11 protein-coding genes are annotated in these 13,156 nt (G+C 45.7%); 2 read left to right on the top strand and 9 right to left on the bottom strand.

Features of this window, described 5'->3' with window-relative positions; translation table 11 throughout:
• The first annotated feature begins 11 nt into the window (after positions 1–11).
• Complete coding sequence (locus ZMTM_RS05985) at positions 12–1,322, top strand: OmpP1/FadL family transporter (RefSeq protein WP_221765385.1); 1,311 nt, start codon at positions 12–14, stop codon at positions 1,320–1,322.
• A gap of 12 nt (positions 1,323–1,334) precedes the next feature.
• Here ZMTM_RS05985 and hisC read toward each other — a convergent pair whose 3' ends face one another.
• The 5 genes from hisC to gyrA all read right to left on the bottom strand — a co-directional run bounded on the left by hisC (position 1,335) and on the right by gyrA (position 8,605).
• Positions 1,335–2,429: a histidinol-phosphate transaminase gene (gene hisC / locus ZMTM_RS05980; protein WP_221765605.1), complete on the bottom strand. Its 1,095-nt coding sequence runs from the start codon at positions 2,427–2,429 to the stop codon at positions 1,335–1,337.
• Between the two features lie 104 nt (positions 2,430–2,533).
• A complete protein-coding gene (locus ZMTM_RS05975; protein ID WP_221765384.1) occupies positions 2,534–3,691 on the bottom strand; it encodes a GGDEF domain-containing protein in 1,158 nt (385 codons plus the stop codon).
• A 96-nt stretch (positions 3,692–3,787) separates the two neighbouring features.
• The gene (gene pheA, locus ZMTM_RS05970) at positions 3,788–4,861 is read right to left on the bottom strand and encodes a prephenate dehydratase (RefSeq protein WP_221765383.1); all 1,074 of its coding nucleotides are present in this window, start codon (positions 4,859–4,861) and stop codon (positions 3,788–3,790) included.
• Positions 4,862–4,911: 50 nt separating this feature from the next.
• Positions 4,912–5,994 carry a 3-phosphoserine/phosphohydroxythreonine transaminase gene (gene serC, locus ZMTM_RS05965; RefSeq protein ID WP_221765382.1) on the bottom strand — a complete coding sequence of 361 codons (1,083 nt, stop codon included), beginning with the start codon at positions 5,992–5,994 and terminating at the stop codon, positions 4,912–4,914.
• A gap of 49 nt (positions 5,995–6,043) precedes the next feature.
• Positions 6,044–8,605, bottom strand: a complete 2,562-nt coding sequence (gene gyrA / locus ZMTM_RS05960; RefSeq protein WP_221765381.1) for a DNA gyrase subunit A — start codon at positions 8,603–8,605, stop codon at positions 6,044–6,046.
• Positions 8,606–8,860: 255 nt separating this feature from the next.
• On the opposite strand from gyrA, the gene ZMTM_RS05955 reads away from it, so the two are divergent.
• Positions 8,861–9,463, top strand: coding sequence for a peroxiredoxin (locus ZMTM_RS05955; protein ID WP_221765380.1), 603 nt, complete (start codon positions 8,861–8,863; stop codon positions 9,461–9,463).
• A 68-nt stretch (positions 9,464–9,531) separates the two neighbouring features.
• Here ZMTM_RS05955 and ZMTM_RS05950 read toward each other — a convergent pair whose 3' ends face one another.
• The 4 genes from ZMTM_RS05950 to purF all read right to left on the bottom strand — a co-directional run bounded on the left by ZMTM_RS05950 (position 9,532) and on the right by purF (position 13,120).
• A complete protein-coding gene (locus tag ZMTM_RS05950) occupies positions 9,532–9,747 on the bottom strand; it encodes a hypothetical protein (protein WP_221765379.1) in 216 nt (71 codons plus the stop codon).
• A 27-nt stretch (positions 9,748–9,774) separates the two neighbouring features.
• Positions 9,775–10,065 (bottom strand): sll1863 family stress response protein, encoded by a 291-nt coding sequence (locus ZMTM_RS05945; protein WP_221765378.1) that lies wholly within the window; start codon positions 10,063–10,065, stop codon positions 9,775–9,777.
• Positions 10,066–10,180: 115 nt separating this feature from the next.
• Positions 10,181–11,350, bottom strand: coding sequence for an O-succinylhomoserine sulfhydrylase (locus ZMTM_RS05940; protein ID WP_221765377.1), 1,170 nt, complete (start codon positions 11,348–11,350; stop codon positions 10,181–10,183).
• 228 nt (positions 11,351–11,578) lie between these two features.
• On the bottom strand, positions 11,579–13,120 hold the full coding sequence (gene purF, locus ZMTM_RS05935) for an amidophosphoribosyltransferase (protein ID WP_221765376.1): 1,542 nt from the start codon (positions 13,118–13,120) through the stop codon (positions 11,579–11,581).
• Between the last annotated feature and the right edge of the window lie 36 nt (positions 13,121–13,156).

Genomic DNA, 13,156 nt, shown 5'->3' with positions numbered 1-13,156 from the left:
AGTGGCAATTGATGAAAAATAGCGCAATCATACGGTTCGTCATATTTTCATGTTGGCTGCTGACTAGCCAAGCTTATGCTGCTGGTTATGGCTTAATAGAGCAAAGTGCTAGCGCTGGTGGCAATGCTTATGCAGGTGGCGCGGCAAGCGCTGAAGATGCCAGCACGGTATATCAGAACCCAGCTGGCATGACGTATCTACCTGATAACCAGCTAGTGATTGGGGCGCATGCTATCTTGCCTTCTGCTAGCTTTAACAACAATGGCTCAACTACTGCATTTGGTGCTGGCACGACTGGCAATAATGGCGGTGATGCTGGCGACCTCACGTTCATTCCCAACTTCTACCTGACTAATGCAATCACACCAGATATTCGTATAGGTTTGGGGATTAACGTACCCTTCGGGCTTAAAACTGAATATGACAGTGATTGGGTGGGTCGTTACCAAGCCATTAAATCAGAACTCAAAACCACCAACATCAATCCCTCTGTTGCATTCAAGGCTAATGATCAGCTGTCTTTAGGCTTTGGCATTTTAGCCATGCGTGCAGAGGCTAGCCTGAGTAGCGCAGTTGATTTTGGTACACTATGCACTGGTTTAGGACTAGGCTGCGGCACACCACAAAGCAGGGATGGCGTCGCGAGCATTCATGGTGATGGCTGGGGAATTGGCTGGAATACAGGCGCAATCTGGCAGATAAACAACGCAACAAGGTTGGGTCTAGCCTACCGCTCTCAAGTCCATTTGACTTTAGATGGCAATATAGGCTTCAGTAATGTGCCTAGCGCATTGGCAACAAGTTTCCCTAATGGCAATATCAGCGCAAAACTCACCACGCCAGATAGCTTATCCGCCTCACTATTCCATCAACTCAATGAAGAATGGGATCTGCTCGCTGACATCACTTGGGTAGGCTGGAAGAAGTTTAAAAATCTCACCGTAGTGCGCGATTCTGGCAGCATAGCTGCGGATACTGCAGAGAATTGGAGTAACACAATCAGGCTCGCATTCGGGGCTAATTACCATTACAACCAGCACCTAAAATTACGCACTGGCATTGCTTATGATGAAAGCCCAGTTAGTGATACCTACCGCACGCCACGTATTCCTGATAATGACCGCTATTGGCTATCTGCAGGCGCCAATTACAAATTAAGTGACGACAACAGCATTGATATAGCTTACAGCCATGTTTTTGTGAAAGAGACTACCCTCAATAAAACCAACGATGCTAGCGTTAGTGCGCTTAAAGATACATTACGTGGCGCATACGATAACCAGGTGGATGTGTTTAGCCTGCAATTTGTACATAGTTTTTAGCTAGCAAGACTTTTAGCTAGATAGAATTGCTTTAAGCGCCTGTAAGAACTTTTCATTTTCAGAATAAAGCCCAATACTCACCCGCAGGTACTCTGGCATCTCATATGCAGCAATCGGGCGAACAATCACGCCGCTCTGCAGCAGCTTTTGATACACCTCTTTTGTATTAGCCACTCGAAAACTAACGAAATTACCGAATGACGGAATGTAATCTAAGTCAAGTTGCGTGAGACCTCGAGTGATTTGCAGCATGCCTGCCTGATTAAGCGCTCTGGTACGCTCAACGAACTCATCATCCTCTAATGAAGCCGCTGCAGCAGCTTGCGCGACGCTGTTCACATTGAATGGCTGTCTGACGCGATTGATGATGTCTGCTATATCGGTAGATGTAACGCCAAAACCTATACGCAAACCTGCCAAGCCATAGGCTTTGGAGAATGAGCGTGAAATAATCAGGTTATCGAATTCTGCTAGCCATTTAATCGCTTCAGACTTGTACGTATCAGATAGATACTCATCATAAGCTTCATCCAGAACAACTAAAATATTGCTCGGCACAGCCTTTAAAAACGCGAACAGCTCATCTTTAGGCAACAGCGTACCTGTCGGGTTATTTGGATTCGCCACAAAAATAATGCGTGTTTTTGCTGTGATTGCTGCAAGCATAGCGGGCAAGTCATGGCCATATTCTTTAGCTGGAATCACCACCCCTTTTGCACCTACTGCCTGTGTAACCAAGGCATATACAGCAAAGGCATGTTGCGCATAAATTGCCTCATCCCCTGCTGTTAAAAATGCACGGGCAGCAAGCTCAAGAATGTCATTTGAGCCATTACCAAATATTAGTTGATCGGGCTTTACATTAAATTTCGCGCAGACGGCATCGCGGAGAATAAAGCTATTACCGTCTGGATAGCGCGCAATATCTGTCAATGCGGCATGCATCGCAGCCTCTGCTTTCGGTCCAACACCTAGCGGGTTTTCATTCGATGCGAGTTTCACAATCTGCTCGGGCTGCAAGTCCATTTCACGAGCCAAGTCAGCAATCGGCTTACCAGGTTGATAAGCCGCAATTGAACGGATATACGATGGTGCTAATTCTGACAACTTACTCACAAACTACCTCTCAAGAAAAAAATGAAGCGGCATAAGCCGCCTTAAAACTAGATGTTAACATTTCAGTGTACATTTTATAAAAACCTACAGCCAAGTTAGATAATCTTGGCGACTGAAACTCCCGATTTACCTGCATTTTTCACATCGTACATTGCATGGTCAGCACGTCTCACGACATCAACAGCAGTCACATTCTTGTATGGAAACATGCATATGCCTATGCTCGCAGAGACATCATCAATGGTAATTTCATTACTCACCTTGAATGGCAGTTGCAATTGCTGCAGGAGCTTATTGGCAAGTGTGACAGCGGCAGCTTCTGTTTGTATATTTTCAGCAAGAATAAAAAACTCATCGCCGCCTAGTCGGCTCACGGTATCTGCTTCACGCACTACATGTTGCAATCTTCTAGCGACTTCTTGCAACACAAAATCGCCCGCTGCATGGCCATGAATGTCGTTAATCGGTTTAAATTTATCTAGGTCAATAAACAAACCTGCACTAACTTGGTCTTGACGACTGGCAAAGGTAATTGCCTGCTCTACCCGATCTTGCAGCAACTCGCGGTTAGGCAAACCTGTCAGCCTGTCATGCAATGCACGTTCATGTTGTAAGCGTCTTTCGCTATCAAGCTCTCGCTCTCGTAGGAACAACATTCGGTTCTGTTTTTCACCGATATAGCTGGCAAAACTGCCCAGAATATTGCCCGAAACTACAAAGTAATTGATGCTAAATAAAGTCCAGAATTGCAAATTATTGAACATTATATTAAACAATATCAATAAGATAATGCCAACTGCGGTGGCATTAATAAAGCGTAAACCAGAGAAGTAATGGCACCAAAAGGTAAGCAAAATAATCGCTGCAGAAAACAGGCTGATGGAAGCTTCTGGCAAATAACTCATGATGCCCAGTAAGCATAAACCAGCGAAAATAGCGGTCATCATCAACAATGGTTGATGATGTTTATTAAAATACTTTGTAAAAGTGATCGCAAAAACCGAGAAGGCAATCATCATTGCCATGGTATGCAAGTACAGAGCTTTGATCAGATGCTGGGGTGGAATGAAGAGAAAATCCATGATGATATAAGAGCCATACAGTATGCTCCCTACCAATAAAGCTATTCTGGATTGACGACGCAGCCTGATTAAATCATGCCTACGGTATATCTGCTCTAAGCGCTTATTGGCAAAAGTAAGCGTGATACTTTTGAGTTTGGCAGTTTGAAGTAAATCTCTAATGGTAGACATAGAATAATTTTCGCAAAGAGAGAGTCATTCTTTTTTGTTTAATTGCCAGCCATTAGGGCGTGTCATTTAGCCACTTACTAACTCATAGTTGCTAGTTCATATAATAGCGACAGGGTATGAACCCAACACTTTGAGTAGCGAAGAACGCGCTTCTAACTCTTTTAATGCTTTAGAGACTGCAGCATCCTGATGATGCCCTTCAATATCTACAAAGAATACATATTCCCATAAGCCGATTTTTGAAGGACGTGATTCAAGTTTCGTCAGGCTTACTTGTTCGTCAGCCAGAGGCTTTAATAGTTCCAGAATAGCGCCGGGGACATTTTTGGTAGCCACTACCAGAGAAGTTTTATCTTTACCTGAAGGCGCGACATCGTGCGTGGCCAGAATCAGGAATCGTGTAGTGTTTTTAGGGTCATCTTCAATATTGCTAGCCAAATTGTTCAGGCTGAAAAGCTCTGCAGCGCGCGTACTGGCTATTGCAGCCACACTACCGTTAGTATTATTTTTAGCAATATTGGCTGCTTCGGCATTACTCACAACAGGTTGGCGATCTGCATTTGGCAGATGCGCATTGAGCCATTGATGGCACTGTGCAAGTGATTGCGAGTGCGCATACACCGTTTTGATTTGGTCGACAGAGTCTGATTTTGAGAGCAGATTATGATGGATGGGCAAGGCAATCTCGCCACATATGTTCAGTTTGGTAGCCATCAGCAAATCCAGCGTACGACCAACTGCGCCCTCTGTGGAATTTTCTACGGGCACCACACCATAGTCCACCTGGCCAGACTCAACCATACGAAAAACTTCATCAATAGAACTACATTGCACGGGTGCTGAAAGACCGCCAAACTGCTTATTCGCAGCTTCTTCGCTGAATGTGCCTAATGGCCCAAGAAATGCTACGGAAAGTTCTTTTTCAAGCGCGCGGCAATTAGACATAACGGCTCTAAATATCGCAGTCACTGCATCGCCAGATAGCGGGCCTTCATTGTGCTCTGTGAGGCGACGCAAGACCTGAGCTTCGCGCTCTGGTCGGTAAATCGGCCCGCCATTTTTAACATTGCCAATCTCACGTGCAAGCTGCGCACGCTGATTAACGAGCTTTAGCATCTGCTCATCAATGGCGTCAATCTGGTCTCGGTATTGTTTAAGTAAGTCGCTCATGGCACAACTATATCAGTTCTATTATTAGCGGCACATTGGATTAATAGTCATTAGCCGTGCACTCGTTTGAATTCTTGCATGAAATCAACCAATGCCTGCACACCTTCAATCGGCATTGCGTTATAGATGGATGCCCGCATACCGCCCACTAACTTATGGCCTTTAAGCTGCAAAAGGCCTTGCTGATGAGACTCTTTCAAGAACAATTCATCTAGACTAGCGTCTTTGAGCGTAAACGGTACATTCATGCGTGAGCGATTTTCTACCGCAATTGGCGAACTGTAAAAGTCTGAGCTATCCAGGTAGCCGTAGAGCAATTCGGCTTTTGCAATATTGGCTTGTTCCATCGCTGCCAGACCACCCTTTGCCTTCAGGCCTTTAAACACCAATCCTGCAATGTAGATGCCATAGGTTGGCGGCGTGTTATACATAGAGCCATTGTCTGCGTGGATTTTATAATCGAACATGCTAGGCGTGTAGCTGCTGGCATGGCCGATTAAATCATCACGAATAATCACGATGGTCAGGCCTGCAGGACCGATATTCTTTTGTGCGCCTGCGTAAATGATTCCAAACTTACTCACGTCTATCGGCCGAGATAGAATATGCGACGACATATCAGCCACCAGCGGCACATCGCTTACTTCTGGCGTCCAGAACATCTCGACGCCACCTATGGTTTCATTTGAGGTGTAATGCACATAAGCAGCATTTTTGTTCAACTGCCATTCATCTTGCGTTGGCGCATAGGTGTAATGATCTGCCGCAGAAGATGCCGCGATATTCACCTGGCAATATTTTGCGGCCTCATCAATCGCTTTGCGCGACCAGATACCTGTATCAACATAATCCACCGTTTTTTTATCACGCAAAAGATTGAGTGGCACCATAGAAAACTGCGCGTGGGCCCCACCCTGCAAAAACAGGACTTTATAATTTGCAGGGATTGCTAATAGCTCACGAAAATCAGCTTCAGCCTCAGCAGCAATGGCCATAAACTCTTTGCCACGGTGGCTCATTTCCATAATGGACATGCCAGAGCCATGCCAATCCAACATCTCATCACGTGCCTGAATCAGCACTTCTTTAGGCAATACTGCAGGGCCTGCAGAGAAATTATAGATATGCGTCATACGGTAACTTTGCTAATGAGTCATTGATGCCAAGGCAATATTGATATGTCTATACTGGATCAGCGTCAGCTTCAACATCGTCAGTTTCGACTACTTTCTCAAGGCCAGATAATTTTTCACCTGCACTCAGGTTAATCAGCGTTACGCCCTGTGTTGCGCGGCCTAACTCGCGAATCTCTTTCACGCGAGTACGGATCAGCACACCACCAGTTGTGATCAACATGATTTCATCTTCATCATTGACCAAGCGCGCAGCCACTACCAAACCATTACGTTCACTGATCGCGATTGCCTTAACACCCTGCGTACCACGACCAGAATGGCGAAAATCAGAAAGCACAGTACGTTTACCATAACCATTTTCGGTGGCTACCAATACTGTCTGTTTGTCATCTACGGCTACCAGTAATGACAATACCTGCTGTTTGGCGGCAAGCTTCATACCACGCACACCGCGGGTATTACGACCCATAGCACGTACATCTTCCTCGTCAAACCACACTGCTTTACCGCCGTTAGAAACCAGTACAATGTCATGTGCGCCATTGGTGACTTCAGCGCCAATCAGGTAATCACCATCATCTAAATTGATCGCGATAATGCCCGACTTGCGTGGGTTAGAGAATTCAACCAGCGATGTTTTCTTAACTGTACCTTGAGCGGTTGCCATGAAAATGTAGTGATCTTCATCAAACGTTTTGACGGGCAGAATGGCGTTGATTTTCTCGCCTTCTTCTAGCGGGAACAAATTAACAATAGGCTTGCCACGGCTGATGCGGCTGCCTTGTGGCACTTCATATACCTTCAGCCAATACACGCGACCACGATTGGAGAAGCACAAAATGTAATCATGGGTATTCGCCACGAACATCTTATCGATAAAGTCATCTTCTTTAGTTGCTGCTGCTTGCTTACCACGGCCACCGCGCTTTTGCGCACGGTATTCTTCGAGCGGTTGCGATTTGATGTAGCCAGTGTGCGATAAAGTCACGACTACGTCTTGCGGCGTGATGAAATCTTCAATCGATAGATCTTGCGCATTATGCACAATCTCACTGCGGCGTTTGTCGCCAAACTGTTGACGTATTGCGGCAAGCTCTTCGGTAATCATCTGTGTTACGCGCTCGGCTTTTGCCAGGATATCCAGTAAATTGGCGATCACATCCATCACTTCTTTGTACTCGCTGACAATCTTATCTTGCTCAAGACCAGTCAAGCGTTGCAGACGCATCTGCAAGATTTCCTGCGCTTGCACGTCAGATAGTTTGTAGCCATCAGGGCTTAAACCAAAATCTACAGATAAGCCTTCTGGGCGTGAAGCCTCCATGGCCGCGCGCTTGAGCATTTCTTCTACTACTGGCGATTTCCATATCTTCGCCATCAAGTCTTTCTTTGCTTCTGGTGGCGTTGGTGCGGCTTTGATAATCGCAATCATGTCATCAACGTTTGCTAAAGCAACGGCCAAACCTTCGAGCACATGGCCACGCTCGCGCGCTTTACGGAGCTCAAATACGGTACGGCGCGTAATCACTTCACGACGATGGCGTAAGAAAGCCTCTAGCATCTGCTTGAGATTCAACAGACGTGGCTGACCATCTAATAAGGCCACCATATTCATGCCGAAAGTGTCTTGCAATTGGGTTTGTTTATAGAGGTTGTTCAGAACGACTTCTGGCACTTCACCGCGTTTGAGTTCAATCACCACGCGCATACCTGATTTATCGGACTCGTCACGAAGATCAGAAATACCCTCAATCTTTTTCTCGTTGACCAGTTCGGCGATCTTCTCAACGAAGGTCTTTTTGTTCACCTGGTACGGTAACTCGTCAACAATCAGCGCTTGGCGATTGCCCTTTTCCATATCTTCCACATGGGTACGACCACGCATCACCACACGACCACGACCAGTGCGATAACCCTCTTTCACACCAACTGTGCCATAGATAATGCCAGCGGTTGGGAAATCAGGTGCAGGCACAATATCAATCAGTTCATCAATTGTGATATCTGAGTTTTGCAGCAAGGCCACACAGGCATCCAGCACTTCATGCAGGTTATGTGGCGGAATGTTTGTTGCCATACCTACCGCGATACCAGAGCTGCCGTTAATCAACAGATTGGGGATGCGCGCAGGCATGATGAGCGGCTCATGCTCGGAGCCATCATAGTTCGGCCCAAAATCTACCGTTTCTTTGTCAATATCAGCAAGCAACTCATGCGCAATACGTGACATACGGATTTCGGTATATCGCATGGCCGCAGCGTTATCACCATCAACCGAACCAAAGTTACCCTGACCATCCACCAACATGTAGCGCAATGAGAAATTCTGCGCCATACGAACAATGGTGTCATACACAGCGGTATCACCATGTGGATGGTACTTACCGATGACATCACCGACGATACGAGCAGACTTCTTGTAAGGTCGATTCCAGTCATTACTAAGCTCATGCATAGCGAATAAAACACGTCTATGCACGGGCTTTAAACCGTCTCTTACATCTGGTAAGGCGCGCCCTACAATCACGCTCATGGCGTAATCAAGGTAAGAACGGCGCATCTCATCTTCTAAGCTAATCGGGAGGGTTTCTTTTGCGAACTGATCCATGTAATTATTCTGTCGGAAGTGGCTTAAAGACTATGATTTTAACATGATAAAGCGCTCAAATCATGCTTGCTGACATGGTAAATACCCTGTCATAAATATCATTTAAAATAGTGAATACAAAATACCCATAGCGATAATAAATCAGCACTATAGTAAGAATTGATTAGAAAATTAATTTAAGTTAATTTACGCTATCGCCTGATTCAGGCATAAGATGTTTTCACGTATTCAATAACATACCAAAGGAGAAATACCATGGCAGTACTCGTAGGTAAACCCGCACCAGACTTCACCGCAGCGGCCGTACTGGATGATAACACGATCAATGAATCATTCAACCTTCATGCCCATATCAAAGGTAAACCAGCCGTTATTTTCTTTTGGCCACTGGATTTCACTTTCGTGTGCCCTTCTGAACTGATTGCTTTTGACCATCGTCTTGAAGAATTCAAAAAACGCGGTGTTGAAGTGATTGGCGTTTCTATTGATTCACACTTCACCCATTTAGCCTGGAAAAATACGCCAGTCAATAATGGTGGTATCGGCAAAGTTGGTTACCCAATGATTGCTGACATCAATCACCAAATCGTAAAAGCTTATGATGTTGAAGCTGAAGGTGGCGTTGCTTATCGCGGCACATTCCTGATTAACAAGGCTGGTGTTGTAGTTAACCAAGTCATCAACGACTTGCCACTAGGCCGTGACATTGACGAAACACTACGTATTGTTGATGCGTTGCAATTCTTTGAAGAGCACGGCGAAGTATGCCCAGCAGGCTGGAAAAAGGGCAAGGCTGGCATGAATGCTTCGACCGAAGGTGTGGCGAAATATCTGGCAGAAAACGCAGCTAGCTTGTAATTGGATTAAGCAATTTAGCAATAAAAAACGGGGCTTGAAGCCCCGTTTTTTTATTGCTTGCTTAGATGTTATTTACGGCCGATCACTATCACCAATACACCAGCGACTATGGCAATCACGCCCAAAATATCAGGGATAGGGATATTCTTTTCAGTTTCCGCAGTCGCCTTAAGTGGGCCAATCTGGGCAACAGTTTCTTCGGTAGTAAAACTAATCTGCTTGTACACTAATGATGCAGCACCTAGTGCTATTAACAACAAGCCGATAATAAGTGATGACTTCATGGATATCTCTCCTCAGTAATATTGTGACTATTCTTTGAATTTCTTACGGGCTTCTTCAAAGCCTTTTTTGAGCACTTCCCAAGCTTCTTCACCACTTTTTTTCAGTTCTTGCCAAGCCTCGCCAGTAGAACCATGAATCTCAGCCACTTTAGCTTTAGCCTCATCACGCTTGGCTTTGAGTATCGTCAATTGCTGGTCATATTTAACGCGCGCATTAGCTTCAGCCTGTTTCGCACGCGCTTCAAGCACATCAATATCCGCAGACCACTCATCTAATTGCACTTTTAATTTCTCTAAATACTCATCTTTCAAACTCATGGCAACACTCCTGATAGTTAATTGAACAAAGGTAACTTACTCATAAATAATGTGGCAAAAGCATTTATCAATCATCCCATACTTTGACGACATCAAACACCCTAAAGTATCAAACTTACTGGGTAAGCAATGCCAAGTCAGCTTTCAAGTCATCGATATGTTCCAAGCCTACCGCAATGCGCACCAAACCATCACCGATACCTGCAGCGGCTCTTGCCTCTGGTGAGACGCGGCTATGGGTGGTGGTAGCCGGATGTGTGATCGTGCTTTTAGCATCACCCAGATTGGCCGTGATTGAAATCATTTTAGTAGCATCAATTAAGCGCCAAGCAGCTTGCTGTCCACCCTTCACATCAAATGACAGTATGGCACCGCCACTCTTCTGCTGTTTAAGCGCAAGCGCATGCTGCGGATGCGATGCAAGGCCAGGATAATACACACGCTCAACACCAGGCTGCTGCTCAAGCCATGTTGCTAGCGCTAGGGCGTTGCGCGCATGCGCTTCCATACGTACATGCAGGGTTTCAAGACCTTTCAGAAACACCCATGCATTGAATGCACTCATGGTTGGGCCAGCGGTACGCAAGAATCCATAAACGGGCTCAATCACTGCCTTTTTACCCAACACCGCACCGCCCAAGCAACGCCCTTGCCCATCTATGTATTTAGTTGCAGAGTGAATAATAATATCGGCACCTAGATCGAGCGGTTTCTGCAAAGCTGGGGTGCAGAAACAATTATCGACAACCAGCAACGCACCTGCATTATGTGCAATATCAGCCAGCTCATTAATATCACAGACTTCGGTCAACGGGTTTGATGGTGTCTCAACGAAAAATAGCTTGGTATTTGCTTTAGCTGCCGCTTTCCAGGCATCTGGGTCCGTCAAAGAAACGAAGGTCGTTTCTAAACCCCAGCGAGTTAATATATTGGCAAATAACTGTACCGATGTACCAAAAATACTACGCGAGGCAACCACATGATCGCCTGCCGAGCATAAGCCCATCACAGCCGCCAGAATCGCGGCCATGCCAGATGATGTGGCAACGCAAGACTCAGCACCCTCCAGTGCTGCAAGCTTATTTTGAAACATGGTCACTGTAGGGTTAGTGAAGCGTGAATAGATATTGCCTGGCTCCTGCCCACCAAATCTTGCAGCGGCTTGCGCCGCATTTTCGAATACAAAGCTGGATGTCAGAAACATCGCTTCAGAATTCTCGCCATAGGCAGTATGTTCGCTACCGGCCCTTACAGCTAGAGTTTCTGGTTGCCATTCATGTGTCATGATCGATATATCCTTATTGCTTATCCATAAAATCAAATTTGAAAATCATCAAAATTCACGGGCATAAAAAAAACCCGCCATAGCATTTGCTAAAACGGGTTCTTGGCTCGCTTTAGCTGTATTTATTATGCGCCCGCAAGCTGAGTTAATTGAATAATCTCAAATCGGCGCTTTGTAACCTAGCTTAGATAATACCCGTCAAATAATACGCTTCAGTAACTTAGGTGGTCAAGCAGCTTCTTCTTCATACTCTTTGACGGTCACCAGATTCAAATCAAGCTGGGTACTTGAGTTGGCAGGCTTGTTTGATTTCTGGCCATCACCGCGGGCTGATTCAATATTGTTGAGATAATTTTCATCAATATCGCCCGTGACATAGTTGCCATCAAAACATGAGCAGTCAAACTGCTTGATATCCGGGTTGCTCAATTGCACGGCCTGCACTAACGCATCTAAATCTTGATAGATCAATGCATCTGCGCCAATTTCTTCGCAGATTTCAGCATCAGTGCGCCCTGTTGCAAGCAATTCATCGCGCGTCGGCATATCGATACCATAGACATTAGGAAACCTGACTGGAGGCGCAGCAGAAGCAAAGAACACTTTATTTGCGCCAGCATCACGGGCCATCTGTACGATTTGCTTGGAGGTTGTACCGCGCACGATAGAGTCGTCAACCAGCAATATGTTTTTGCCTTTGAATTCCATGCCAATCGGGTTGAGCTTTTGTCGTACTGATTTTTTACGTAAAGCCTGGCCTGGCATGATAAAAGTACGGCCAATATAACGATTCTTAATAAAACCTTCGCGGTATGTGAGATTGAGTGCGTTGGCCAGTTGCAGAGCGCTTGGGCGACTGGTATCCGGAATCGGGATAACGACATCAATCTTTAAGTCTTTCCATTCTTCAGCAATCTTTTTCGCCAGACTTTCGCCCATGTGCAAACGGGTTTGGTAAACAGACACATGGTCAATCACTGAATCCGGCCTGGCCAGGTAAACATACTCAAATATACAGGGAGATAACTTAGGTGCTTCTGCGCATTGGCGAGAGAAGAAATTGCCATCCATATCAATAAAGATAGCCTCGCCTGGCTCTACATCGCGAATCATCTTGAAGCCAAGTACATCAAGCGCCACACTTTCAGAGGCCACAATGTATTCAACTCCTTTTGCCGACTCAAGCTTGCCAATCACCAAAGGACGAATACCATTAGGGTCGCGAAATGCCAACAAACCAAAATTAGCCACCATGGCTACGACCGCATAAGCGCCTTTGCAACGTTTGTGGACGCCTGTTACCGCCTCAAAAATCACATCTGTATCAAGCACTGCACTGTGGGCTGTATGCTCGATCTCATGCGCCAATACATTCAACAATACCTCTGAATCTGAGCTGGTATTGATGTGGCGCAAATCCTGGCGAAACATCTCTTGCTTGAGTTGATCTGAATTGGTCAGATTGCCGTTATGGCCAAGTACAATGCCGAATGGAGAGTTAACGTAGAAAGGCTGGGCTTCTGCCGCTGAAGATGACCCTGCGGTTGGATATCTAACGTGTGCTATGCCAGCATTTCCATGCAAACTCCGCATATGTCTGGTTTGGAAAACATCTTGTACCAGACCGTTATTTTTATGCATGAAGAAGGTATTGCCGTCACAGGTGGCGATGCCTGCGGCATCTTGCCCACGATGCTGTAGCACGAGCAGCCCATCGTAAAGTAATTGATTGACTGGATTTTTACCTACAATACCGATGATTCCACACATAAAGTGAGCATCCTAATAACTAAAACCTGCGTTTAC

This window comes from Methyloradius palustris (assembly GCF_019703875.1).
GTDB classification, from domain to species: domain Bacteria; phylum Pseudomonadota; class Gammaproteobacteria; order Burkholderiales; family Methylophilaceae; genus Methyloradius; species Methyloradius palustris.
Note: the sequence above shows the minus strand (reverse complement) of the source record. Positions and strands in the feature narration are given on the sequence as shown.

Excerpts from the sequence above, each read along its gene's own strand:
- ZMTM_RS05955 (WP_221765380.1), top strand. The coding sequence starts at position 8,861 with ATGGCAGTACTCGTAGGTAAACCCGCACCAGACTTCACCGCAGCGGCC.
- serC (WP_221765382.1), bottom strand. The coding sequence starts at position 5,994 with ATGACGCATATCTATAATTTCTCTGCAGGCCCTGCAGTATTGCCTAAA.
- pheA (WP_221765383.1), bottom strand. The coding sequence starts at position 4,861 with ATGAGCGACTTACTTAAACAATACCGAGACCAGATTGACGCCATTGAT.
- ZMTM_RS05945 (WP_221765378.1), bottom strand. The coding sequence starts at position 10,065 with ATGAGTTTGAAAGATGAGTATTTAGAGAAATTAAAAGTGCAATTAGAT.
- ZMTM_RS05940 (WP_221765377.1), bottom strand. The coding sequence starts at position 11,350 with ATGACACATGAATGGCAACCAGAAACTCTAGCTGTAAGGGCCGGTAGC.
- gyrA (WP_221765381.1), bottom strand. The coding sequence starts at position 8,605 with ATGGATCAGTTCGCAAAAGAAACCCTCCCGATTAGCTTAGAAGATGAG.
- ZMTM_RS05975 (WP_221765384.1), bottom strand. The coding sequence starts at position 3,691 with ATGTCTACCATTAGAGATTTACTTCAAACTGCCAAACTCAAAAGTATC.
- ZMTM_RS05985 (WP_221765385.1), top strand. The coding sequence starts at position 12 with ATGAAAAATAGCGCAATCATACGGTTCGTCATATTTTCATGTTGGCTG.
- ZMTM_RS05950 (WP_221765379.1), bottom strand. The coding sequence starts at position 9,747 with ATGAAGTCATCACTTATTATCGGCTTGTTGTTAATAGCACTAGGTGCT.
- purF (WP_221765376.1), bottom strand. The coding sequence starts at position 13,120 with ATGTGTGGAATCATCGGTATTGTAGGTAAAAATCCAGTCAATCAATTA.